Origin of the sequence: Gillisella vitis, from assembly GCF_021559775.1 — a bacterium.
Lineage (GTDB): Bacteria > Pseudomonadota > Alphaproteobacteria > Rhizobiales > Rhizobiaceae > Allorhizobium > Allorhizobium ampelinum.
Genome location: NZ_CP056047.1, coordinates 3,559,004 through 3,582,851 on the forward strand (window position 1 = coordinate 3,559,004; position 23,848 = coordinate 3,582,851).

The following is a 23,848-nucleotide window of genomic DNA, read 5'->3' on the forward strand; positions in this document are numbered from 1 at the left end:
TCTAGCGGCGCAATCATGAAAACCTGGCCAAGCGCCCCTTTATTTCATGGCCTCAAAGCCCTATCACTGCCTGTCGATGCAGGAATATGTTCGGTTGGTACCCATTCAAATTTTCCGAGATTTTTGAAAATAAAAGGATATAAATATGGCGCTGAACGTCGCGTCCGGTGAGGTAAAATCTTGGACACCTGGAATTCAGGTTGCCGCCGGTGCTACGGTTGGCAACATTCTTGATGCATTTCGTCAACAAATTTCACTTGGCTACAATAGCCCGGAAATCTCCTTTCGCAGACTTGGAGAGTCATTTGTTCTCGGCTGGTGTGCTGCGATAAAGTCGGAAAATTTCGGTGAGATCGAAGACACATTGTATGGAGTATATCCACCTATATTTGATGAATTGATTCCTAAGAATGCAAATACATCACGTATATCTGATGTATCTCCACTTATCATTGGTAATGGCTGGTACAAAAACTATTATCACTGGACGTTCCAGGCTATCGGCTGTCTGTTGATTTATAAAAGATATCGCGATGATAGTAATATTCTATTGGCAATGCCGCGTCTGAATGGGTGGAGGAATGAAGTTCTTTCGCTCACCGGATTCAATGGGCGATTGCTCGAGATGGACTATCACGATGTTTTACATGTCGACGACTGCATCACGAGTAATCTGACTGGCGGCGGCTTTGCCCACCTCCCCCATCCAGCCGTTATCGCTGAATTCGAGGCCCTTGCGCAGCATGTCACGATTGAGCGCCGGTTCAGCCGCAAGCTCTATGTCTCGCGCCTGGATGCGGGCGATGTGCGCCGAGTTGTCAATGAAAAGGCTGTCTGCGCGTTGCTCGAAAGCCGTGGGTTTGAAATCATCACGCCTAGTGAGCTTTCCGTGAAAGAACAGGTTGTCGCTTTCCGCGATGCCGAGGTCATTGTTGCCCCGCATGGCGCAGGCTTGGCGAATCTCGTTTATTGCCAGCCGGGCGTCAAAACCAGGGTTATTGAACTGTTCCAGGCGAGTTGCATCAATGCCTGCTATGCAAGAGTTTGTCAGGCGAAAGGGCTGGATTATACGGCAATCATCAATCCTGATAGGCCCGGGCAGGACGCGGATGGGACGCTGAAAGAGATCAAGACCAGAAACGACATGTGGCAGATCGTCGATCTTGCCTTGCTGGAAAGAGTCTTGGCTGCATGATCGGCCGATGAAATCAAAATTGACGCCGGGGCAAGTGGTCGGGGCGAAAGCACCCCGGCCACTCGTCGATTTTTACATCAATGTGTCGCTGGATGTCAGGCTGGCATAGCTCAAGCCATGTACTGTCAGCGTATCCAGGTTACTGAAGGTGAACAGCACGCCGTCCTCGATCTCGGTTGCATAGGCGGCGGCATCGCTGACGGTGGCAAAGCCCATGTCGGTCAGATCGATCGTGTCCGCCGACGAGTCAAAGTCGAAAATCACATCATTGCCATAGTTTGAGCTGTACACGAACACATCGCTGCCTTCACCGCCGTAGAGGGCATCGTCGCCTTCACCACCGACAAGCGTGTCATCGCCAGCGTCCGCATAAAGGACGTCATCACCGCCATCGCCATGAAGCGAATCGTCACCTTCAAGACCAAAGAGCGTATCAGCGTCCTCGCCACCCTTAAGAACGTCAGCATATCCGCTTCCCGAAAGTGTGTCGGCGTAAAAGGAACCTTCCAACGCTTCTATGGAGATCAGCACATCACCTTCTGCCGAACCGCCGACGCCTGCGTCTCCGGAGAGGCTTGCGCTGATACCAACGGAAGAGTCAGCGTAACTTGCGGTATCGCTGCCGTCGCCGCCATCCAGAATGTTCGCGCCGCTGCCTGCGTTCAGCAGATCGTCGCCACCGCCGCCGATCAGATGGTCATCGCCTTCTCCACCTGAAAGCACATTGCTACCATCATTGCCCGTAAGGTAATCGGCGTCGCCGGAACCCGTGACGTTTTCTATCGAGACGAGGACGTCGCCTTCTGCCGAGCCACCGGCTGTTTGGCCCGTTACGAGATTGACGATTACACCTTCGGTGGAGTCGCTGTAGTTTGCCGTATCGGAACCGGCTCCGCCATCCAGGATGTCCGCTCCCGTTAGACCGGTCAAAACGTTGGCCTCATCGTCTCCCGTCAGGCTGTCAGCATAGGTTGAGCCTTCCAGATTTTCGATAGAGATGATGGTATCTCCAGTCGCATATCCGCCGGATAGCGTGCGGGTTTGGAGATTAACTGTGACCGCACTGGTCGAATCCAGGTAACTCGCCGTATCGCTGCCCGCCGCGCCGTCCAATACATCGCCGCCATCGCCGCCGCGCAGTGTATTGCTTTCTCTGTTGCCGGTCAGCGTATCATTATATGCAGAACCTTCCAGGCTTTCTATAGAGATAAACGTATCTCCTTGTGCAAATCCACCTTGCGCAAGACCCGTAGCCAGATTGACAGTAACCGCTGACGTCGAGTCACGATAGCTGGAGGTATCATTGCCACCGCCACCGCTTAACTTGTCTGCGCCGGCCCCACCGATCAGCGTATCATTACCGTTGTTTCCAAACAGGTAATCCGCACCGGCCCCGCTGATCATCACGTTATCGGCCACCGTTCCAGATCCAGTGAAATTGGCCGTACCGGTGTAAGTGAGGTTTTCAAAATTCCTGGTCAGAGAATAGCTGGTTAACCCGGTGGTCACGGTGTCGATGCCCTCTCCCTCCTGTTCGATCAGATAAACGGAGGAGCTGTTGACAATGTAGTGATCATCACCCAGGCCGCCTGCAAATCGGGCATCTTTCGAGGCGGTGAATGTGTCATTGAAAGCAGAGCCATGGACCTGAAGTATTTTTTCGAAAACATCACCTTCGGCATAACCGCCGGTGTTAATGCCGGTGTCGATGTTGATCTGCACAGCTTCGTTCGAATAGGTGTAGACTGCTGCACTGCCGCCACCCTCTCCGCCCTTGAGGGTGTCGGCGCCCAAACCGCCATCCAAAAGGTCCCAACCGTAATATCCATCGATAACGTTATCGCCGTCGTCACCGGTAAGGGTGTCGTCATAGTAGGAGCCCATGAGGTTTTCGATGTCGACCAGGACATCACCTTGGGCATCGCCGCTCATCTCGCCGGTTTTGAGGTTGACCACCACAGCCATGTTGTCGACAAAACTTGCTGTGTCGGAGCCGTTCCCGCCATTGATCACATCCGCATCGAAGCCGCCCGCTAACGTGTCATCGCCGTCACCACCATGAATGGTATCACTGCCATCGCCGCCCTTGAAGATATTGTCATTATCGTCGCCGACAAGAACATCGTCTTGGCTCGATGCACTGATGACCTCAATGCTGACAAAGGTATCGCCTTGCGCATCGCCTCCACTCGCCACTCCCGTTGCGAGGTTTATATTGATCGCATCGCTTGACGTATAGTTGACAGTATCCGTGCCATCGCCGCCGTTAAGAATATCGGCCCCGGCTCCCCCATTCAGAACATCGTTACCGGCATCGCCGGAAAGGCTGTCATTACCGGCTTCGCCATAAAGAGTATCAACTCCATCGCCGCCGGAGAGGCTGTCGTTGCCTGAGCCTCCCCGAATGGAATCGGAGCCGTCTTCTCCCGAAATTGCATCATTTCCCCCATTCCCTGAGAGCACATCGTTGCCTGCGCCGCCATTGATGGTGTCATCGCCCAGGCCTCCGCTGAGGTTGTCATAGTCAGACGTACCTGTGATTGTGTCGTTCCCACTTCCACCCAAAATATATACCATTTTAACCACCCCTGATTGAAACAAGAATAGTTTGCATGTTTAAATTCGGTTGTGTAGTGTGAAAATTACATACTAAAAATAATTCAATGATGATCGATATGCGGTTTGTGAAATATGTCGTCGGCAGGCGGAATGGTTTGGCGTTCGATCATCCGGTGGACATGCGGTGGTTTTGAGCCTTTGTGCAGGTCTCCCAGCCGGTCGGTGATTTCGGCGTCGGCCTTGGTGCGGCGGTGGTTGTGGCGGACGTAATCGACCCAGGTCGGGGTGTGATAGGTTTCCGTCCAGATATCCGGATTTTCCAGGTCGCGCATCAGCGCCCAGTTCTGGGCGCCATCTCGCAAGCGGATACGCCTGCGCTCAACCATAACCTCCAGGAATTCCGGCACGTCCTTGTCGTCGATCTCGAAATCGATCTGGATAACGATCGGGCCGCTGCGCGGGCGGATATCCAGCCGCAGGGGTGGCTCGTTGAAACGGTTCAGCGGGTTGAGATCCAGCGTCGCAAAGGCAGGCATCGGCAAGGCGAGACCAATGCCGACACCGAGAGCCATCAGCCCGGCCGCCATCACCAGGGCATGGCCTGCGCTGCCGGATTCGGCCAGCAATCCCCAGATCCAGGCGCCGCCTGCCATGCCGCCGAAGGTGGCGGTCTGGTAGAGCGACAATGCCCTGCCCACGACCCAGCGTGGGGTCGAAAGCTGCACCACCGTGTTGAACAGCGACAGCGACAGCACCCAGCAGGCTCCGGCCAGCACCAGGGCAGGGGCCGTCAGCCAGAAATGATGGCTGATACCGGTCAGCACCGAGGCCAGCGCGAAGCCGGCAAATGAACAGCTGACGATCTGTTCGCTGCTGAGTTTTTCTCGGATACGGGCATTGGAAATCGCGCCTGCAATGGCACCAATCCCGAAAGCGCCCAGCAATCCGCCATAGGCCAGTGGACCTCCACCCAGATTATCCTTCACCACCAGCGGCAATAGCGACAGGATCGCGGTTGCACAAAAGCCGAAGAAAAACCCACGAAACAGCACTTTCATCAGGTTGGGCGACATGGCCATGTAGCGCAGGCCTGCGGCGATGGCGTGGCCGAGATTTTCGCGCGGCAGGGTGTTTTTCGGATAGACAGGCTTCCAGCGAAACAAGGCATAGATCATCGCCAGGTAGCTGACAGCGTTGATGGCAAAGGCTGTGGCCGCGCCTGCAACGGCAACGATCAGGCCGCCAATGGCTGGGCCGACGCTGCGGGTTATGTTGAAGCCCATGCTGTTGAGCGAGACGGCGGATGGTAGGTCTTCGCGCCCGACGATATCGCCGACCGAGGCTTGCCAGGCCGGGCTGTTCAAGGCCGTTCCGCAGCCGATCAGAAAGGTGAAGGCCAGAAGCGACCATGGGGTCAAGAGGCCAAACCACGTAAAGAGCGACAGAAGCGCCGAGACGGTCAACAGAAAGACCTGCGCAAACAGCATGACCCGGCGGCGGTCGAACCCATCGGCCAGCGCCCCGGCCACCAGCGAAAACAGCATGATCGGCGCGGTATTGGAGGCCTGAACCAGCGCCACCATGCTTTCCGAGGAGGAGATCGATGTCATCATCCAGGCGGCACCGACATCCTGGATAAGGCCGCCGAAGTTGGAGGTGATGCTGGCCAGCCAGATCGTCAGGAAGATCTGGTTCTTGAAAGGCGCCAATGATGATTTTCTGTCCGGCACGGTTTTCCGCTCGATCGGTTGCAGGCTGGGATGGGCGATGAAGGGCAGCCGACCGAGAGGCGACTCGCTTGTTGCACAACCTAATCCCTTGAAACCAAGAAAACAGTCCTTATTTGGGCAAAATCAGCTCACATCTGCGTTTAAAGGCGATTGGATCGTCTTTTCTGAAATGCTTGCATTGTTAGCGCTAAGGGCGTATACGGCATTCAAATTCTTGATCGCCAGATGAAGAGTGGGCCCGCAAGGACCCGCTCTTTTTTGTTGGCGATGGACCATGAAGCTCCATACCGAGGAGGACAGGTTTGTCCGAACACGTGCCAGCCGATGAGGCGCCCGAGCCACGTCTGATTACCGAAACCGGCCTCGACCGGCGCATCGCCGATATTATCGAGCCTGTGATTGTCGAACTTGGTTTCAAGCTCGTTCGCGTGCGGATCCTCAACCAGAACGGCATGACGCTGCAAATCATGGCCGAGCGCAAGGACGGTACGATGACCGTCGAGGATTGCGAAGAACTGTCCATGGCGATTTCTCCGGTTCTGGATGTGGAAGATCCGGTCGATAAGGAGTATCATCTGGAAGTCTCGTCGCCCGGTATCGACCGTCCGATGGTGCGCGCATCCGATTTCACGCGCTGGCAGGGCAACCTGCTGAAATGCGAAACGTCCATTCTGATCGATAATCGCAAGCGTTTTCGTGGCAAGATTGCCGATGTCACCCCTGACGGTTTCATTCTGGAGCGCGATCAGGTTGCTTACGGGGAAGAGCCACGGCTCACCATCCCGTTTACGGCATTGGCCGAGGCCAAGCTGATCCTGACGGATGATCTGGTCCGCGATGCGCTGCGCGCCGACAAGCAGGCAAAGGCAGCGGCTGAAGCTGCAAACCAGAACGACGAAACCGGCGAAGACCAATAACCGATAACGCGCCTGGCAGGCGAGCATGCCCCAGGCAGGAAGACGGAGACTTTAAACAATGGCAGTCAGTGCTAATCGGCTCGAGCTGTTGCAGATCGCGGATGCGGTCGCACGCGAAAAAGTCATCGACCGCGAAATCGTGCTTGCTGCGATGGCTGACGCCATCCAGAAGGCCGCGCGTTCGCGTTACGGTTCCGAGACCAATATTCGCGCCGACATCAACTCCAAGACCGGCGAAATCCGTCTGCAGCGCCTGCTCGAAGTGGTCGAAACCGTCGAGGATTACGGCACCCAGATCGCACTCGAACTGGCGCGCGACCGCAATGTCGACGCCAAGCTGGGCGATTACATTGCCGATCCGCTGCCGCCGATGGATTTTGGCCGTATCGCCGCCCAGTCCGCCAAGCAGGTCATCGTGCAGAAAGTGCGCGAAGCCGAGCGCGACCGGCAGTTCGACGAGTTCAAGGATCGCGTCGGCGAAATCATCAACGGCACGGTCAAGCGTGTCGAATATGGCAATGTCATTGTCGATCTCGGTCGTGGCGAAGGCATTATCCGCCGCGATGAAATGATCCCGCGCGAAACCATGCGTTACGGTGACCGCGTTCGCGCCTATGTCTATGACGTGCGCCGCGAACAGCGTGGCCCGCAGATTTTCCTGTCGCGCACCCATCCGCAGTTCATGGTGAAACTGTTCACCATGGAAGTGCCGGAAATTTACGACGGCGTCATCCAGATCAAGTCGGTGGCCCGTGATCCGGGTTCGCGCGCCAAGATCGCGGTGATTTCCAACGACAGCTCGATCGATCCGGTCGGTGCTTGCGTCGGTATGCGCGGTTCGCGTGTTCAGGCCGTGGTTGGTGAATTGCAGGGCGAAAAGATCGATATCATTCCGTGGTCGGCAGACCCGGCATCCTTCATCGTCAACGCGCTTCAACCGGCAGAAGTTGCCAAGGTGGTGCTGGACGAGGATGCCGAGCGCATCGAAGTGGTTGTTCCCGATGAGCAGCTGTCGCTGGCCATCGGCCGTCGCGGCCAGAATGTCCGCCTGGCGTCGCAGCTGACCGGCTGGGATATCGACATCATGACGGAAGCGGAGGAATCCGAGCGCCGCCAGAAGGAATTCAACGAGCGCACCAATCTGTTCATGGACGCGCTCGATGTGGACGAAATGGTCGGCCAGGTTCTGGCATCGGAAGGCTTTGCCCAGGTTGAAGAGCTTGCCTATGTCGATCTGGAGGAAATCGCTTCCATCGATGGTTTTGACGGCGATACCGCAGAAGAAATCCAGACCCGCGCCCGCGAATATCTCGAAAAGCTGGAAGCCGAACTGGATGCCAAGCGCAAGGCGCTCGGCGTGTCCGACGAGCTGCGCAGCATTGATGGCATGACAACGCAAATGTTGGTTGCGCTCGGGGGAGACGGCATCAAGACGGTCGAGGATTTCGCCGGCTGCGCTGCTGACGACCTGATCGGCTGGAGTGAGCGTAAGGATGGCGAGACCAAGAAATTCGAGGGCCTGTTCTCGAAAATCGACATTTCTCGCACCGAAGCGGAACAGATGATCGTTCAGGCTCGCCTGGCGGCTGGCTGGATCACCGAAGCGGATATTGCCGCCGAGGCTGAGGCAGAAGTCGTCGAGGATGAGGCGCAAGAGGCTGAGCAGGGCTCGTGATGGCCTCCGATCCATCTTTGGAGGACGGGCGTCCGGCAAAGCCGGTGAAGGCGGTAAAGGACGGTCAGAACGACCGGACGTGCATCGTCACCCGCCAGCCGGGAACGCCAGATACACTGATCCGGTTCGTGGCAAGCCCTGATGGGACGCTCGTGCCGGATCTGAAACGGGAATTGCCCGGCCGTGGCTGCTGGGTGTCTGTTTCCCGCGAGGCCGTGGACAAGGCTGTGGCGAAAAAGCTTTTCGCCCGTGCCTTGAAGACGGATGTCACCGTCGATCCCGAAATGGGAGCGCGTGTGGACAGGCTGCTTGTCCAGCAGCTGGCGGGAATGATGAACCTGGCGCGCAAGGCGGGCCAGTTTGTAACTGGGTCGGCCAAGGTCGATCTCGCGATCCGCAGCGGTGCCGCGCTTGGCGTGTTTCACGCCACCGATGCCGCCGCAGATGGCGTTCGAAAACTGGACCAGGCCCGCAAGGCCTGGCATCTCGGAATGGAAACGGACGAGGAAATTCCCTCTTATCGGCTCTTTTCCGAGGCGGAAATGCAAGAACTGATGGGCCAGAACGCTTTTATCCATGCCTGCGCGCTTGCAGGACAGGCGGGTGAAGGTGTAGTGAAGCGCGCAACTCTGCTTGAAACCTATCGTGGCCTTTCGCCGCGGATGGCGAGTAGCGCTGGCCGTAAACCACAATGACGCGGTCACCGGTGAAAACCGGCCTCCGTGGTGTAGGACAGTATGTGAACGGCGTGGTCTGATGCGGTAGTCATCCGGCCTCGCTCGAAGGAACGGGAACGGAATGACCGACAGCAAAGACGACAAGACACTCAGCGTTACGGGTAAGAAGACACTCACGCTCAAGCCGACGGGAGTGAACCAGGGTACCGTGCGCCAAGATATGGGTCGCGGTCGCACGAAGGCCGTTGTGGTCGAGACGCGCAAGCGCCGCCCGACCCGTCCTGAAGACGAACGTGCAGGCCAGCCCCAGGGCCGCGTTGGCGATGATGCACCGGCAACGGCAGCTGCTGCCCCCGTGCAGACGCCAGCCCCAGTGCAGGCTCCGGCGCCAGTCGCCGCCGCACCGCAGGCACCGCGCCCAGTGGCTCCTGCGCAGCGCGTTCAACAGACAAATCAATACTCGCAGCAGCGCCATCCAGGCCAGCAGAACCGTCCGCAGGCGTCGAGCCAGCCGAGCCGCCAGCCTGACCGGCCGCGCGGAGCCGTGCTGCACGATCTGTCAGCCAGCGAAATGGATGCTCGCCGCCGCGCTCTGGCCGAAGCTCAGGTCCGCGAAGTCGAGGACGCCAAGCGTCGCGCCGAGGAAGAGGTTCGCCGTCAGGCTGAAGAGGTGGAGCGTCAGCGGCTGGCCGCTTTGGAAGCCATTCGCCAGGCCGAAGAGGACAAGGCCCGCGCGCTTGAAGCCAAAAATGCCCCTGAGCCTGTTGCAGAGCCAGTCGCTCCGGTGGCAGAAACGCCACGCGCCGCCGATCCAGCGCCCCGTGCGCCATCGCCTGCTGGTGCAAAGCCGGCTGCCGGTGCACCCGCTCCGAGCTTCGTGCGCGGTCGCAAGCCTGAAGGTGAAGACGATGAAAATCGCGGCCCCGCCCGTGGTGGTCCGGTGCGCGGCAAGGTCGTGCGTCCTGAGCCCGCCAAGGTTCCGGCGCGCCCCAAAACCGAGGATGAGCGCCGCCGTGGCAAGCTGACCGTCACCACCGCCGCTGTCGATGAAGACGGCAATGCGCGTGGCCGTTCGCTTTCGGCCATGCGCCGTCGCCAGGAGAAATTCCGCCGCAGCCAGATGCAGGAACCGCGCGAAAAGGTCATGCGCGAAGTGGTCCTGCCGGAAACCATCACCATTCAGGAATTGTCGCAGCGCATGTCCGAACGGGCCGTCGATGTGATCAAGTACCTGATGAAGGAAGGTCAGATGATGAAGCCGGGCGACGTCATCGACGCCGATCTGGCCGAGTTGATCGCCACCGAGTTCGGTCATACCGTCAAGCGCGTTTCCGAATCCGACGTTGAAGAAGGCATTTTCGACGTCAAGGACGACGCAGGCGAAATGGTGTCGCGTCCGCCGGTCGTGACCATCATGGGTCACGTCGACCACGGCAAGACCTCGTTGCTCGACGCCATCCGCCAGACCAGCGTTGTTTCGGGTGAAGCCGGTGGCATTACCCAGCATATCGGCGCCTATCAGGTGGAGCAGAACGGCCACAAGATCACCTTCATCGACACCCCCGGCCACGCCGCCTTCACGGCCATGCGTGCTCGTGGCGCTCAGGCGACTGACATTGCCATTCTGGTGGTTGCCGCCGATGATAGCGTCATGCCGCAGACGATCGAGTCGATCCACCACGCCAAAGCGGCCAATGTGCCGATCATCGTGGCGATCAACAAGATCGACAAGCATGAGGCCAACCCGGAAAAAGTGCGCCAGCAATTGCTCCAGCACGAGGTGTTCGTCGAATCCATGGGCGGTGAAGTGCTCGACGTCGAAGTGTCGGCGAAGAACAAGCTCAATCTCGACAAGCTGCTGGAGGCTGTGCTTCTTCAGGCCGAAATTCTCGACCTGAAGGCCGATCCAAGCCGGACTGCCGAAGGTCTGGTTATCGAAGCCCAGCTCGACCGCGGTCGTGGCTCCGTTGCCACTGTTCTGGTGCAGAAGGGTACGCTGCGTCCGGGGCAAATCATTGTGGCTGGCGATCAGTGGGGCCGCGTGCGCGCCCTCGTTAACGACAAGGGCGGTCACGTCAAGGAAGCAGGACCTGCCATGCCGGTCGAGGTTCTCGGCCTGTCGGGTACGCCTGCCGCCGGTGACAAGTTCGCCGTGGTTGAAAGCGAAGCCCGCGCCCGTGAAATCTCGGAATACCGTCAGCGTCTGGCCCGCGACAAGGCCGCTGCCCGCCAGTCCGGTCAGCGCGGTTCGCTCGAGCAGATGATGAGCAAGCTGCAGGATACCGGCTTCAAGGAATTCCCGCTGGTCATCAAGGCCGACGTTCAGGGTTCTGTCGAAGCGATCGTCGCAGCGCTCGACAAGCTGGGAACCGACGAAGTGCGGGCCAGGATCGTCCATTCGGGCGCCGGTGCCATCACGGAATCGGATATTTCGCTTGCCGAGGCATCCAACGCCGCGATCATCGGCTTCAACGTTCGTGCCAATGTTCAGGCGCGGGCCGCGTCTGAGCGTACCGGCACCGAAATCCGCTACTACAACATCATCTACGATCTGGTGGATGACGTGAAGGCAGCGATGTCGGGTCTGCTGTCGCCGGAACGCCGCGAAACCTTCCTCGGAAATGCTGAGATCCTCGAAGTGTTCAACATCACGAAAACGGGCAAGGTTGCCGGTTGCCGTGTTGTCGAGGGCAAGGTCGAGCGTGGCGCAGGTGTGCGTCTGGTGCGCGACAACGTCGTCATTCACGAAGGCAAGCTCAAGACGCTCAAGCGCTTCAAGGACGAAGTGGCAGATGTGCCGATGGGCCAGGAATGTGGCATGGCCTTCGAAAACTACGAAGACATCCGCGCTGGCGACACCATCGAGTGCTTCCGCGTCGAGCATATCACCCGTACGCTGTAATCAGCGGTTACCATCCAGAAAGGCCGCTTTTCGGAGCGGCCTTTCTGTTCCCATGCGTGAAAACGACAGCTGTTTGAGGCCCCTATCTTCTTGAGGAAGATGAGGTTCATCAGTCCCAGGGTTCGATCCCCACCCGCCTGTTTGAAGGCAAATGAGAAACGATAATGAGCAAACCAACAAATTCCGCGCCATCGCAGCGCATGCTGCGCGTTGGCGAACAGGTCCGCGCCGCCATTACCCAGGTTCTGCAACGCGGCGAAGTGCGTGATGACCTGATCGAGAAGACCGTCATTTCGATTTCCGAAGTGCGGATGTCGACCGATTTGAAGGTCGCTACCGCCTATGTCTCGCCGCTCGGTGTCAGCGACCATGACACGGTGATCGCGGCCTTGAACCGCCACGCGAAGTATATTCGCGGCCGGATCGGCGGCCAGCTACGGCAGATGAAATATATGCCGGAAGTGCGGTTCCGCGACGATACCAGCTTCGAAAATTATCAGAAGATCGATGCGCTGCTGCGCTCGCCGGAAGTGGCGCGCGATCTGGGGCCAGACGAAGACAAGCAAGAAGACGAATAAGACGATGTCCAAACCCAGAAAACCCAAGGGCCGTCCGGTTTCCGGCTGGCTGATCCTCGACAAGCCGGTGGATTACGGCTCGACCGAGGCCGTCGGCAAGATCAAGTGGCTGTTCAATGCCCAGAAAGCTGGTCACGCCGGAACGCTTGATCCGTTGGCCTCCGGCATGTTGCCGATTGCGCTGGGCGATGCCACCAAGACGGTTCCCTACGTCATGGATGGCCGCAAGATCTACGAATTTACCGTCACCTGGGGTGAAGAACGCTCCACCGACGATCTGGAAGGTGAGGCAACCCAAACCTCCGACCAGCGCCCGACCGAAGAACAGATCCGCGCTTTGCTGCCGGATTATACCGGTGTGATCAACCAGATCCCCCCGCAGTTTTCGGCCATCAAGATTGCCGGGGAGCGCGCTTATGATCTGGCCCGTGAAGGCGAGGTGGTCGATATTCCCTCCCGCGAGGTGGAAATCCATCGTCTGACCCTGCTGAAGGCTGACCTCGACTGCGCTTATTTCGAGGTAGAATGCGGCAAGGGCACCTATGTGCGTTCGCTGGCGCGCGACATGGGCCGGGATCTTGGCTGCTACGGCCATATTTCGGAGCTGCGACGCTCTTTCGTCGCGCCGTTTGCCGAAGACATGATGGTGCCGCTCGAAGATCTCGTAGAACTGGAAAAGATCGAGGATCGTGACGAGCGGCTTGCAGCCCTGGATGCTTTCCTGTTCGATACCGGCGAGGCGCTGATGGCCCTGCCGCAGATCCGGATCAGCGACGATCAGGCCCATCGGTTGCGGATGGGCAATCCGATTATCCTGCGGGGCCGGGATGCGCCGGTAGCCGAACCGGAAGCAGTGGCACTGGCCGGTGGCAAGCTGGTGGCAATCGGCGAGATCGGCGAGGGCGAGTTTCGCCCGAAGCGGGTTTTCGCCTGAAATTCAGCTTTTCCGTTCGTCGTTGGACGGGAAAGCCCCTTGCTTGCGGCGCGGTCAGGTGGCTGAGCGCGCCTCTTCCCTTGGCTGCGGGAATAGTATATAGGCGGCCCCAGCATTGCAGAACTATGCGTGCATTCATGGCCTCCGCTGGACGACATCCCGGCCGCAGGCGACCTAATCCTCCCTTTTAAGAAAGGACATACGATGTCGATTACCGCAGAGCGCAAGTCAGCACTCATCAAGGAATACGCAACCAACGAAGGTGACACTGGTTCGCCGGAAGTCCAGGTTGCTATCCTGACCGAGCGGATCACCAACCTGACCGAGCACTTCAAGGGCCACAAGAAGGACAACCACTCCCGTCGTGGCCTTCTGACGCTGGTATCCACCCGCCGTTCGCTTCTTGATTATCTGAAGAAGAAGGACGAAGGCCGTTACAGCAAGCTGATTGCGAGCCTCGGCATTCGCCGCTAAAGACTGGACCGGCGGGCTTCCGATAAGGAAGGACCCGCCGGTACTTTTTCCGGGGCGCTGAAAAGGCTCCGGCTTGAAAGGTTTGCGCGGCAATTTTGCCCGCTGACAGACTGAATGAAACCTGGGTTATATGGATCCGGGACAAGCCATGCGATGCATGGAGATGTTGCAACTTGCCATGGGCTTTGAAAAGCGCAAGGCGTTGCAAACCAGGCAGTCCGGATGGGCCGGTACTGCCGACGACAACCGATGGCCTGTCATGGGGCAGGATTGTTGGATGCTTCAGCCGAAAGGCGCCGGATGGTCCGCATGGATCGATAGAAGCCTCCCGCTGTCTTGCCCGTGATGGTTCAGCACGATGCGTCTGACTGCGGCTTTGATGTCTTTGGCAGAAAAGCCGCCAGCGCATATGAAGGACAAGATATGTTTAATGTTCACAGCGTTGAAATCGAGTGGGCCGGCCGGCCGCTGAAGCTGGAAACCGGCAAGATCGCCCGTCAGGCTGACGGCGCCGTTCTCGCCAGCTACGGCGAAACCGTTGTTCTGGCCACCGTCGTTTCCGCCAAGTCGCCGAAGCCGGGTCAGGATTTCTTCCCGCTCACCGTCAACTACCAGGAAAAGACCTATGCCGCCGGTAAAATCCCGGGTGGCTATTTCAAGCGCGAAGGCCGTCCGAGCGAAAAGGAAACCCTGGTTTCCCGCCTGATCGACCGCCCGATCCGCCCGCTCTTCCCAGAAGGCTACAAGAACGACACCCAGGTCGTCGTGACCGTTATTCAACACGACCTTGAAAACGATCCGGACGTTCTGTCGATGGTTGCCGCTTCTGCTGCCCTGACACTGTCTGGCGTACCGTTCATGGGCCCGGTCGGCGGCGCACGCGTCGGCTATATCAATGGCGAATACGTCCTCAACCCGCATCTCGACGAGATGGATGAGTCCGTTCTCGACCTCGTGGTTGCCGGTACGCAGGACGCCGTGCTGATGGTTGAATCCGAAGCCAAGGAACTGAACGAAGACGTCATGCTCGGCGCCGTGATGTTCGGTCACCGTGGCTTCCAGCCGGTCATCGACGCGATCATCAAGCTCGCCGAAGTGGCTGCCAAGGAGCCGCGCGAATTCGAACCGGAAGATCATTCCGCTCTCGAAGCCGAAATGCTCTCGATTGCCGAAGCCGAACTGCGCGACGCCTACAAGATCACCCAGAAGGCTGATCGTTATGCTGCCGTCGATGCCGTAAAGGCCAAGGTCAAGGCACACTTCTTTCCAGAGGGTGCAGAACCAAAATACACTAACGAAGTGATCGGCGCGGTGTTCAAGCACCTGCAAGCCAAGATCGTTCGCTGGAACATTCTCGACACCAAGAGCCGTATCGATGGCCGTGACCTCGAAACGGTTCGTGCGATTGTCTCGGAAGTCGGCATCCTGCCGCGTACGCACGGTTCGGCGCTGTTTACCCGTGGCGAAACCCAGGCGATCGTGGTTGCCACGCTCGGCACCGGTGAAGATGAGCAGTATGTTGACAGCCTGACGGGCATGTACAAGGAACGTTTCCTTCTGCATTACAACTTCCCTCCTTATTCGGTTGGTGAAACTGGCCGCATGGGCTCCCCGGGCCGCCGCGAAATCGGCCATGGCAAGCTGGCATGGCGCGCCATTCGCCCGATGCTGCCTTCGCCTGAACAGTTCCCCTACACGCTGCGTGTCGTCTCCGAGATCACCGAATCGAACGGCTCGTCCTCGATGGCAACCGTTTGCGGCACCTCGCTGGCGCTGATGGATGCGGGCGTTCCGCTGGCCAAGCCGGTTGCTGGTATCGCCATGGGCCTGATCCTGGAAGGCGAGCGTTTTGCCGTTCTCTCCGACATTCTCGGCGATGAAGACCATCTCGGTGATATGGACTTCAAGGTGGCTGGTACGGAAGCCGGTATCACCTCGTTGCAGATGGACATCAAGATCGCCGGTATTACCGAAGAGATCATGAAGGTTGCCTTGGCGCAGGCCCAGAATGGCCGCAAGCACATTCTCGGCGAAATGGCCAATGCCATCACTGAAGGTCGCTCGCAGCTTGGCGAATTCGCACCGCGCATCGAAGTCATGACCATCCCGGTCGATAAGATCCGTGAAGTCATCGGTTCCGGCGGCAAGGTTATCCGCGAAATCGTTGAAAAGACCGGTGCCAAGATCAACATCGAAGACGATGGTACGATCAAGATCGCGTCTGCTTCCGGTAAGGAAATCGAAGCCGCCCGCAAGTGGATTCATTCGATTGTTGCCGAGCCTGAAATCGGTGTTGTCTATGAAGGCACGGTCGTCAAGACCGCTGACTTCGGTGCTTTCGTCAATTTCTTCGGTTCGCGTGACGGCCTCGTCCATATCAGCCAGCTGGCTGTGGACCGCGTTGCCAAGACCCAGGATGTGGTCAAGGAAGGCGACAAGGTTTGGGTCAAGCTGATGGGCTTTGACGAGCGCGGCAAGGTTCGCCTGTCCATGAAGGTTGTCGATCAGGCAACCGGCAAGGAAATCGTTGGCGACAAGAAGGCCGAAGGCGACGCTGCCGCTGAATAAGCGGGGTTGATCCTATGACAAGGCGCGGGAGATTTTCCGCGCCTTTTTTTATCCGGGAGTTTGTCAGGGAAACGTGAAAACCGGTTCTCTCAAGACAAACGAAAACAAGAGAAAATAGAGACTGTCTGTTTCGCCATGAAACCGACAGAGTCTAATCACGAGATTGCCGAGCCATGAGCCGCGAAACACTGAAGACCATTTTCCATCCCTTTGTCACCGAAGCTGTTGCTCTTCCAGGTGAAGACGAACGCTTCCTGTTTCTCGGTGCTGAGGCCGGTTTCGTGAAGCCGGAAGGCTTTGGTGCCGAATTGACGGTGGTCCAAGGTTTCCGCCCCGATTTTCGCCGCCTGGAGGCAGCCCGTCAGACGCCGGTTGCTGTTGTCGCAGGTGAGGATTATGACGGCGCGCTGGTTTTGGCTGGCAAGCACAAGGGTCTCAACGAAAACCGCGTCGCCGAAGCGCTGGCGCGTGTCCGGGCCGGTGGCGTCATCATTGTGGCTGGTGCCAAGGAAGATGGGATTCAGCCGCTGCGCAAGCAGATAGACCGTCTTGGCCTTGAGCCGCAATCGCTGCCAAAATATCACGGCATTGCCGTGTGGTTCACCGTGCCGGAGGATAAGGCTGCGGCGATTGCCGCGCTCGCTTCCAAGCCGGTCATGGTCGAAGGCCGGTTTGAAACCTTTGCCGGACAGTTTTCCCATATGCATGCCGATCCAGGTTCTGAATTGCTTGTCAGCCGGTTACCGGACAATTTTGATGGCAATGCCGCCGATTTCGGTGCTGGTTGGGGCTATCTTTCGGTGATGCTGGCCGAGAAGGCGCGGCGCACCAACCGGATAGACCTGTTTGAGGCCAATTACGATTCGCTGGAACAGGCCAAGAAGAATCTAGCCCGTAACTGCCCTCAGCTGACGGCACGGTTCTTCTGGCAGGATCTGGGTACTGAACCGCCCAAGGAAAAATACGATTTGGTCATCATGAATCCTCCTTTCCATGAGGGTCATGCGACGGAGCCATCGATTGGCGAGGCAATGATCAAAGCGGCGGCGGATGCTTTGCGCGGTGGCGGAGATCTGCTGATGGTGGCCAATCGCGGCCTCGCCTATGAGCCTGTTCTGGGGGCCAATTTTCGTCAACATGGCGAGACCTGCCGCAATGCACGCTACAAGGTGCTGTGGGCGAAGAAATAAGCCGAACGATTACAAAAAAAGGCGCCGGGAGAGATCCTGGCGCCTTTTTTGTTCAATAGTCATTATACTCTATTCAGCGTCGTTGCTGCGCAGCACGCCCAGAGCTGGCAGTGACGTGATATTATAGCCACCATCGACGTAATGGATTTCGCCCGTCACACATCTGGACAGATCCGACAGCAGATAGAGAGCCGACCCGCCGATATCCTCGATGGTGGGTGTGCGGCGCAGCGGCGCATTCTTCTGGTTCCAGCTGAAGATGGCCCTTGCATCGGAAATGCCTGCACCGGCAAGTGTGCGGACCGGGCCAGCCGAAAGGGCGTTGACGCGAATGCCGCGCGGGCCGTAATCGCTGGCCAGATAGCGCATCGAGGATTCCAGCGCTGCCTTGGCAACGCCCATGACGTTGTAATTGGGAATGACCCGCGTGGAGCCGCCATAGGTGAGCGTCAGCAGCGATCCGCCGTCTGGCATAAGGTCGGCTGCACGCCGGGCGATTTCCGTGAAGGAGAAGCAGGAGATCACCATGGTGCGGGTGAAATTTTCCCTCGATGTGTCGGCATAGAGGCCTTTCAGCTCGTTCTTGTCGGAAAAGCCTATAGCATGAACGACAAAATCAAGCTTGCCCCAGCGCTCTTTAAGCGCGGCGAAGGTCGCATCAACAGAGGCAAGGTCCTCGACATCACACGGCAGAACAAAATCCGAGCCGAGCTGGGCGGCCAGCGGCTTGACGCGCTTGCCAAGCGCTTCGCCCTGATAGGTGAAAGCCAGCTCGGCACCAGCAGAGGCCAATGCCTGGGAAATGCCCCAGGCAATCGAATGATTGTTCGCGACGCCCATGATGAGCCCGCGTTTACCTTGCATGGAAGCGATCATCGCTGTCATCCGTTATGACGCTGGAACACCAGCGTCGCATTCGTTCCACCAAAACCAAAGGAATTGGACAGCACTGTGTCGATCTTGGCATTGTCGATCCGTTTGCGCACGACCGGCACGCCTTCGAATTCTGGATCGAGTTCGGTAATATGGGCGCTTTCGCCAATAAAGCCTTCCTGCATCATCAGCAGGCCGTAGATCGATTCCTGTACGCCTGCCGCTCCCAGCGAATGGCCGGTCAGCGACTTGGTGGACTGGATCGGTGGGATTTTGTCGCCAAAGACGCTGCGGATCGCGCCGATTTCCTTGCTGTCGCCCACCGGTGTCGATGTGCCGTGGGTATTGATGTAATCCACGTCGCCTTTAACGGTTGAGAGCGCCTGGCGCATGCAGCGGATGGCGCCCTCGCCAGACGGAGCGACCATGTCGTAACCGTCCGAGGTCGCGCCATAGCCGGTGAGTTCGGCATAAATCTTGGCGCCACGCGCCTTGGCGTGTTCCAGTTCTTCCAGAACCAGCACACCGGCGCCGCCAGCGATGACGAAGCCGTCGCGGTTGGTGTCATAGGCACGCGAAGCCAGAGCTGGCGTCTCGTTGTATTTGGTAGACATTGCGCCCATGGCATCGAACAGGTCGGACATCGACCAATCGAGATCCTCATGACCACCTGCGAACATGATGTCCTGCTTGCCCCATTGAATCATTTCAGCGGCATTGCCGATGCAATGGGCCGAGGTCGAGCAGGCCGACGAGATCGAGTAGTTGACGCCGTGGATCTTGAACCAGGTGGCAAGCGTCGCAGATGCCGTCGATGACATGGCTTTCGGCACGGCGAACGGCCCGATGCGCTTCGGGCTTTTGTTCTGGCGGGTAATATCGGCCGCCTCGACGATCTGCCGGGTCGAAGGACCACCCGAGCCCATGATGATGCCGGTGCGCTCGTTGGCGGAATAATCCTTTTCCTCCAGGCCCGAATCGGCAATCGCCTGTTTCATCGCCACATGGTTCCAGGCGCCGCCCTGTGACAGGAAGCGCATGGCACGACGGTCGACAAGGTCGGTCGTGTCCAGTGAAGGTTGACCCCAGACCTGGCATTTGAAGCCATGCTCGGCAAAATCGGGAGAAAAGGAAATGCCGGACCTGGCGTCGCGGAGAGATGCTGTGACTTCCGCGGCATTGTTGCCGATAGAGGACACAATGCCCAGACCCGTAACTACTACCCGTCTCATGTAATCGACCTTTTGCTTGATGGGGGTGATGCGCTCAGTCGGCCTTTTCCTTGAAAAGCCCGACACGCAGATCAGTTGCCTTGTAGATGACCTCGCCATCGGCCTTCATCCAGCCGTCGGCAATGCCCAGCACCAGACGTCCGCGCATGACGCGCTTGAAGTCGATGCCATATTCCACCAGCTTGGTGGAGGGCGTAACCATGCCGGTGAATTTCACTTCGCCTGTCGAGATCGCCCGGCCCTTGCCGGGTTCGCCCAGCCAGCCGAGGTAAAAGCCGGTCAATTGCCACATGGCATCCAGGCCAAGGCATCCCGGCATGACCGGATCGCCCTGGAAATGGCAGGGGAAGAACCAGAGATCGGAGGTGATGTCAAACTCGGCGCGGATATAGCCCTTGTCATGTGGGCCGCCGGTTTCCGAAATATCGGTGATGCGATTGAACATCAGCATAGGCGGCAGCGGCAATTGCGCATTGCCCTGGCCGAACAGTTCACCTCGACCGCAGGCGAGAATCTCGTCGTAATTATAGCTTGTCTGTTTTTCGTTCATCGGTCTTTCAATTCCCCCCTTCAGGCGTTCCGCTTAGGAGACTTAAAGCAAGATGGCGACGAATTGAAGCCGATGCCAATTCATTCCAACGCTTTACGCAGTGTCGTATGGCCTCTGTCCTGGCCGCTTTCCGCCGACCGAATACAGGAAGCGTCCATACTCCACCAGTGCTAAAATCGGTCAACCGCCTCAATATAAGGGCTTTCACTGGATTTACCCGCCGTCAAACTATTGAAAGCGGGCCCGTCAGCAGGTATATCAGTACGATGACAGTGAGATTTCAAGGGACAATGCGGAGATCGCCGGCATGATGGCGCAAGCCTCTAGGGACGTGGAAGCAAAACTGCGTCGGTCGGGCCTCAGGCCGACACGGCAGAGGGTTGCCTTGGCTTCGCTGTTGTTTGCCAAGGGAGACCGGCATCTGACTGTCGAGGAACTGCACGAAGAAGCGGTTGCCGCCGACGTGCCTGTGTCCCTCGCCACGGTCTACAATACGCTTCATCAGTTTACCGAGGCCGGTATGATCCGGGTTTTGGCTGTTGAGAGCAACAAGACCTATTTCGATACCAATGTGTCGGACCACCACCACTTTTTTGTGGAGGGCCGCAACGAGGTTCTGGATATTCCAGTCAGCAATATCGAAATCGGCAACTTGCCTGCGCCGCCCGAAGGCATGGAAATTTCTCATGTCGACGTGGTGATCCGGCTGCGTCCCAAGGCCTGATCTCCAAGACTGCCATCCCAAGATTGTATGGCAGATCATCATCTGCCCCAGGCTTTAATCCGTTTCACATCACGTCATCGGGATGGCGTCCAGCCTGGTGGCCGTATCTTGGAAATGTCCAGCCGAAATACAGCGCGCCGCCACGCACCAGAAAGGCTGCCAGCATCCCACCTGCGCAAGCCCAGTATAATGGCACGGCCATCATGAAGGCCCCGGTAAATACACAGGCGCCGATCAAGGCTGCGGTGATGTAAATTTCCGGTCGCAGCAACACTGAAGGCTCATTGGCCAGCAAATCACGCAGCACGCCGCCCAAGGTGGCCGTCATCATGCCCGTGACGACGGCGATGGTGGGCGAGCCGGTCGCCGCCATCCCCTTAGCCGCTCCCATCACGCAATAGGCGGAAAGCCCGATAGCATCCAGCCAGATCAGCAGCTTGTAGCGCGATTCCACCAGATGCGCGGTGAAGAACACCAGCACGCCAACAGCGCAGCAGATCAGAATATAGCTTGGGTTGACCACCCAGAACACCGGCAGGCGTCCAAGAATGATATCGCGCACCGTGCCGCCGCCTGTGCCAGTCACCGTGGCAAAAAACAGGAAGCCGATCAGATCCAGCTGTTTGCGTGAGGCGGCCAAAGCTCCGGTGGCGGCAAACAGCGCAACGCCTGCATAATCCAGATAAAGAAGAAGCGACATAGTGGCCCTGACGTTGCGATGATCTGCCGATGAATGGACGCGAAATGTGCGGCGCTGGGGTGGATGCGGACTATTTTACAATATCATGCGTTACCCAAGGCATAAGGATTGCGGTTTCAATAAGTGTCGCCCTTGCCTGCGCCAACCAATCACCGCCAACCTGGCCGTCGCAAACAAGATTGATGGCAAGGGCGGCGCAAGCTGATTGCGCTATCGGGATCTTTGGCAGTGCGGATGGTCCGTAATGCGCTAGATTTTCGTTCTCGCCATAGGGCTGCAATCCTATCGAAGGTTCATGCCGTGAAATTGCTTCTTCGCCTGCTCCTGTGCCTGTTGTTGCCCCTGTCTGCCTCGGTCGCCCTGGCGCAACAGCAATTGGTCAGTGACCCGGAAATCTATGAGAAGGATCATTTCCGTAAGGTCTGCACGAAAGCTGAGTTCGATGACAACTACGTCACCCGGTTGGATATCAACAATGACGGCATTGTCGATGCAATCGTCAACGAAGCCGCGCTGACCTGCGATGGCAAGCGCGGTCCTGACTGCGATGCCGAAGGCTGCCCCTATAATTTCTATGTGCAGGTCAAGGAAGGCGGCTATCTGATGATCGCCACCGCCAAGATCTTTGGCTATGACTTCATCCAGCGTTACGGCAACAAGGTTTTCGTGCTGAAAATGCCGCCGCATTTCTGCGACCGCACCGATGGTCCGCAATGCGAAATGACGGTGCGGGTGCGCGGCGTGATGTTCGTGACGATCGTCAAGAAATAGTCTGAAACAGCGACAGCACGGTGGATTTGGCAGAGTGCATCATGCTGTCGCAACGTTTGTCTGAGCGCGGTTGCGCTTGGGCTACGCCTTCGCCATGGATTGCGCACGCATACGATCGTACTCGTCCTTGGTGATCGGCTTTGCCGTTTTGTTGCCGAGCTCATCGATACTGATTCGGTAGGTTTCCCGGGCCGAGAGTGCGGCCAGCGCTGAAATCACGGTAATGGCCAGCGTCCAGCAGCCGATGACGATGGGGATATTCAGCGAGCCGGGCGGTGCAACGGCTGTGAACAGGGCAGGGAACAGGGCCGTGATTGCCGTGCCGACATTCTGCGCGATGGCCATTGAGGAGACGCGGATGCGGCTCTGGAACAATTCCGGATAGAAGGACGGGAAAACGGCATTATATCCCTGATAAATCACGCCCCACATCAACAGGGACATCACTATGGCCATCGGGACATTGTGAATGCTGATCGCATAGAGATAGCCAAACGACAAAGCGCCAGACAGCAATGATCCGATGATGATCGGTGGTTTGCGGCCAATACGGTCGGAAAGTCCGCCGATCAAGGGAATGACCAGAACGGCAACAATATTGCCGAGAACCGGAATCCACAGATAGACGTCCTTGCTGAAGCCGATACCGTATGCTGGCTGCACCGCATAGGCTGCGCCGAACACTGTTGTCACGGTTGGAATGACGTTCATAAGCGACATGCACATGACGCGGATGATATCGGCCCAACCATGACGGAAGGCCTCGACGATGGGCGCTTTCGAGACCGCGCCACTTTCGCTGGCGTTGACGAAGGTTGGTGTTTCCTCAACCAGACGGCGGATGACAAAGCCGACGATTACCACGAAGATCGACAGCAGAAAGGGAATACGCCAGCCCCAGCTGTTGAATGCTGCCGGTTCCATATAATGGGCGAGCGGCAGAAACACGGCGGCAGCCAGAATTTGTCCGGCCTGGACGCCCTGAAGTGCGAAGGAGGCGAAAAATCCCCGTCGACCGGTTGGCGCATGTTCCAGAATCATCGATGAGGCGCCGGAGATTTCTCCCGCAACCGCAAATCCCTGGATCAGGCGAAGAACGACCAGAAAAATCGGAGCCCAGATGCCGATTTGCGCATACGTGGGCAACAGGCCGACCATCAGTGTCGAAAAGCCCATGAGAAACAGGCAGGTCAGCATCATTTTCTTGCGACCGTAAACGTCGCCCATATGCCCCAGAACAAACGCGCCGATTGGGCGGCTGACATAGCCCACGCCGTAGGTTGTCAATGATGCGACAATCGCTGTCGTCGGATCTACAGATGGAAAAAACAGCTGAGGAAAGACCAGTGCCGCGGCTGTGGCGTAAATGAAGAAATCATAATATTCCAGCGCGGAGCCAATCCAGCCGCTGGCAGTGGCGACACGAGATTGTCTGTGTGCCTTTTCACGATCAAAGGACATGGATATTCCCTCCCAACAAGCATTTCATCAGTGGGAAGAGGAACAGCCACATTGCCAACCCTCCGGTGACAATTCAATGAACGCAATTTTACCCACCAATGATAGTAGATTTACTTACTACAACCAAAAAACCGTTCG

Annotated in this window: 20 protein-coding genes; 13 read left to right on the plus strand and 7 right to left on the minus strand. The window is 57.7% G+C overall.

The window, feature by feature from the left end; all coding sequences use genetic code 11:
* Positions 1-145 precede the first annotated feature (145 nt).
* Positions 146-1,195 carry a glycosyltransferase family 61 protein gene (locus tag AVCG78_RS16390; RefSeq protein WP_156599319.1) on the plus strand — a complete coding sequence of 350 codons (1,050 nt, stop codon included), beginning with the start codon at positions 146-148 and terminating at the stop codon, positions 1,193-1,195.
* Between the two features lie 72 nt (positions 1,196-1,267).
* Here the strand turns inward: AVCG78_RS16390 and AVCG78_RS16400 are convergent, their stop codons facing one another.
* Both AVCG78_RS16400 and AVCG78_RS16405 read right to left on the minus strand, forming a co-directional pair.
* Positions 1,268-3,772, minus strand: coding sequence for a calcium-binding protein (locus tag AVCG78_RS16400; protein ID WP_156582672.1), 2,505 nt, complete (start codon positions 3,770-3,772; stop codon positions 1,268-1,270).
* A gap of 83 nt (positions 3,773-3,855) precedes the next feature.
* Positions 3,856-5,484 (minus strand): MFS transporter, encoded by a 1,629-nt coding sequence (locus AVCG78_RS16405; protein ID WP_012654628.1) that lies wholly within the window; start codon positions 5,482-5,484, stop codon positions 3,856-3,858.
* On the opposite strand from AVCG78_RS16405, the gene AVCG78_RS16410 reads away from it, so the two are divergent.
* The 10 genes from AVCG78_RS16410 to AVCG78_RS16455 all read left to right on the plus strand — a co-directional run bounded on the left by AVCG78_RS16410 (position 5,450) and on the right by AVCG78_RS16455 (position 17,399).
* Entirely contained in the window at positions 5,450-5,713 is a 264-nt protein-coding gene (locus AVCG78_RS16410) for a hypothetical protein (RefSeq protein WP_156582671.1), read from the plus strand. The two genes, AVCG78_RS16405 and AVCG78_RS16410, sit on opposite strands and share 35 nt — an antisense overlap.
* A 73-nt stretch (positions 5,714-5,786) precedes the next feature.
* Complete coding sequence (gene rimP, locus AVCG78_RS16415; protein ID WP_071202361.1) at positions 5,787-6,401, plus strand: ribosome maturation factor RimP; 615 nt, start codon at positions 5,787-5,789, stop codon at positions 6,399-6,401.
* 58 nt (positions 6,402-6,459) lie between these two features.
* Positions 6,460-8,076: a transcription termination factor NusA gene (gene nusA, locus AVCG78_RS16420; protein ID WP_012654630.1), complete on the plus strand. Its 1,617-nt coding sequence runs from the start codon at positions 6,460-6,462 to the stop codon at positions 8,074-8,076.
* Positions 8,076-8,771 carry an RNA-binding protein gene (locus AVCG78_RS16425; RefSeq protein WP_234665131.1) on the plus strand — a complete coding sequence of 232 codons (696 nt, stop codon included), beginning with the start codon at positions 8,076-8,078 and terminating at the stop codon, positions 8,769-8,771. Before nusA ends, AVCG78_RS16425 begins: the two co-directional genes overlap by 1 nt.
* 103 nt (positions 8,772-8,874) lie before the next feature.
* The gene (gene infB / locus AVCG78_RS16430) at positions 8,875-11,655 is read left to right on the plus strand and encodes a translation initiation factor IF-2 (protein WP_071202362.1); all 2,781 of its coding nucleotides are present in this window, start codon (positions 8,875-8,877) and stop codon (positions 11,653-11,655) included.
* A gap of 164 nt (positions 11,656-11,819) precedes the next feature.
* Positions 11,820-12,233: a 30S ribosome-binding factor RbfA gene (gene rbfA, locus AVCG78_RS16435; RefSeq protein WP_071202363.1), complete on the plus strand. Its 414-nt coding sequence runs from the start codon at positions 11,820-11,822 to the stop codon at positions 12,231-12,233.
* A 4-nt stretch (positions 12,234-12,237) separates the two neighbouring features.
* A complete protein-coding gene (truB, locus tag AVCG78_RS16440) occupies positions 12,238-13,167 on the plus strand; it encodes a tRNA pseudouridine(55) synthase TruB (protein ID WP_071202364.1) in 930 nt (309 codons plus the stop codon).
* A gap of 204 nt (positions 13,168-13,371) precedes the next feature.
* Positions 13,372-13,641 (plus strand): 30S ribosomal protein S15, encoded by a 270-nt coding sequence (gene rpsO, locus AVCG78_RS16445; RefSeq protein WP_012654635.1) that lies wholly within the window; start codon positions 13,372-13,374, stop codon positions 13,639-13,641.
* Between the two features lie 423 nt (positions 13,642-14,064).
* Complete coding sequence (pnp, locus tag AVCG78_RS16450) at positions 14,065-16,209, plus strand: polyribonucleotide nucleotidyltransferase (RefSeq protein WP_071206367.1); 2,145 nt, start codon at positions 14,065-14,067, stop codon at positions 16,207-16,209.
* Positions 16,210-16,382: 173 nt separating this feature from the next.
* Positions 16,383-17,399 (plus strand): class I SAM-dependent methyltransferase, encoded by a 1,017-nt coding sequence (locus AVCG78_RS16455; protein ID WP_071202366.1) that lies wholly within the window; start codon positions 16,383-16,385, stop codon positions 17,397-17,399.
* Between the two features lie 69 nt (positions 17,400-17,468).
* Here AVCG78_RS16455 and fabI read toward each other — a convergent pair whose 3' ends face one another.
* The 3 genes from fabI to fabA are packed head-to-tail and all read right to left on the minus strand — an operon-like array spanning position 17,469 to position 20,054.
* The gene (gene fabI, locus AVCG78_RS16460; RefSeq protein ID WP_041697335.1) at positions 17,469-18,275 is read right to left on the minus strand and encodes an enoyl-ACP reductase FabI; all 807 of its coding nucleotides are present in this window, start codon (positions 18,273-18,275) and stop codon (positions 17,469-17,471) included.
* A 5-nt stretch (positions 18,276-18,280) separates the two neighbouring features.
* A complete protein-coding gene (gene fabB, locus AVCG78_RS16465; protein WP_071206339.1) occupies positions 18,281-19,504 on the minus strand; it encodes a beta-ketoacyl-ACP synthase I in 1,224 nt (407 codons plus the stop codon).
* Between the two features lie 34 nt (positions 19,505-19,538).
* A complete protein-coding gene (fabA, locus tag AVCG78_RS16470; RefSeq protein ID WP_012654640.1) occupies positions 19,539-20,054 on the minus strand; it encodes a 3-hydroxyacyl-[acyl-carrier-protein] dehydratase FabA in 516 nt (171 codons plus the stop codon).
* A gap of 307 nt (positions 20,055-20,361) precedes the next feature.
* Here fabA and irrA point away from each other — a divergent pair, with 307 nt between their 5' ends.
* On the plus strand, positions 20,362-20,778 hold the full coding sequence (irrA, locus tag AVCG78_RS16475) for an iron response transcriptional regulator IrrA (RefSeq protein ID WP_070147497.1): 417 nt from the start codon (positions 20,362-20,364) through the stop codon (positions 20,776-20,778).
* 64 nt (positions 20,779-20,842) lie between these two features.
* Here the strand turns inward: irrA and AVCG78_RS16480 are convergent, their stop codons facing one another.
* Positions 20,843-21,478 (minus strand): trimeric intracellular cation channel family protein, encoded by a 636-nt coding sequence (locus AVCG78_RS16480; RefSeq protein ID WP_071202368.1) that lies wholly within the window; start codon positions 21,476-21,478, stop codon positions 20,843-20,845.
* 234 nt (positions 21,479-21,712) lie between these two features.
* Here AVCG78_RS16480 and AVCG78_RS16485 point away from each other — a divergent pair, with 234 nt between their 5' ends.
* Positions 21,713-22,249: a hypothetical protein gene (locus tag AVCG78_RS16485; RefSeq protein ID WP_234665130.1), complete on the plus strand. Its 537-nt coding sequence runs from the start codon at positions 21,713-21,715 to the stop codon at positions 22,247-22,249.
* Between the two features lie 81 nt (positions 22,250-22,330).
* On the opposite strand, the gene AVCG78_RS16490 is transcribed toward AVCG78_RS16485, so the two are convergent.
* The gene (locus tag AVCG78_RS16490) at positions 22,331-23,710 is read right to left on the minus strand and encodes an MFS transporter (RefSeq protein ID WP_139191540.1); all 1,380 of its coding nucleotides are present in this window, start codon (positions 23,708-23,710) and stop codon (positions 22,331-22,333) included.
* Between the last annotated feature and the right edge of the window lie 138 nt (positions 23,711-23,848).

Coding starts and splice junctions, on each gene's coding strand:
- rpsO (WP_012654635.1), top strand. CDS start 13,372: ATGTCGATTACCGCAGAGCGCAAGTCAGCACTCATCAAGGAATACGCA.
- fabI (WP_041697335.1), bottom strand. CDS start 18,275: ATGATCGCTTCCATGCAAGGTAAACGCGGGCTCATCATGGGCGTCGCG.
- pnp (WP_071206367.1), top strand. CDS start 14,065: ATGTTTAATGTTCACAGCGTTGAAATCGAGTGGGCCGGCCGGCCGCTG.
- nusA (WP_012654630.1), top strand. CDS start 6,460: ATGGCAGTCAGTGCTAATCGGCTCGAGCTGTTGCAGATCGCGGATGCG.
- irrA (WP_070147497.1), top strand. CDS start 20,362: ATGATGGCGCAAGCCTCTAGGGACGTGGAAGCAAAACTGCGTCGGTCG.
- AVCG78_RS16400 (WP_156582672.1), bottom strand. CDS start 3,772: ATGGTATATATTTTGGGTGGAAGTGGGAACGACACAATCACAGGTACG.
- fabB (WP_071206339.1), bottom strand. CDS start 19,504: ATGAGACGGGTAGTAGTTACGGGTCTGGGCATTGTGTCCTCTATCGGC.
- AVCG78_RS16485 (WP_234665130.1), top strand. CDS start 21,713: ATGGTCCGTAATGCGCTAGATTTTCGTTCTCGCCATAGGGCTGCAATC.
- fabA (WP_012654640.1), bottom strand. CDS start 20,054: ATGAACGAAAAACAGACAAGCTATAATTACGACGAGATTCTCGCCTGC.
- infB (WP_071202362.1), top strand. CDS start 8,875: ATGACCGACAGCAAAGACGACAAGACACTCAGCGTTACGGGTAAGAAG.
- AVCG78_RS16455 (WP_071202366.1), top strand. CDS start 16,383: ATGAGCCGCGAAACACTGAAGACCATTTTCCATCCCTTTGTCACCGAA.
- AVCG78_RS16425 (WP_234665131.1), top strand. CDS start 8,076: ATGGCCTCCGATCCATCTTTGGAGGACGGGCGTCCGGCAAAGCCGGTG.
- AVCG78_RS16390 (WP_156599319.1), top strand. CDS start 146: ATGGCGCTGAACGTCGCGTCCGGTGAGGTAAAATCTTGGACACCTGGA.
- AVCG78_RS16490 (WP_139191540.1), bottom strand. CDS start 23,710: ATGTCCTTTGATCGTGAAAAGGCACACAGACAATCTCGTGTCGCCACT.
- AVCG78_RS16480 (WP_071202368.1), bottom strand. CDS start 21,478: ATGTCGCTTCTTCTTTATCTGGATTATGCAGGCGTTGCGCTGTTTGCC.
- truB (WP_071202364.1), top strand. CDS start 12,238: ATGTCCAAACCCAGAAAACCCAAGGGCCGTCCGGTTTCCGGCTGGCTG.
- rbfA (WP_071202363.1), top strand. CDS start 11,820: ATGAGCAAACCAACAAATTCCGCGCCATCGCAGCGCATGCTGCGCGTT.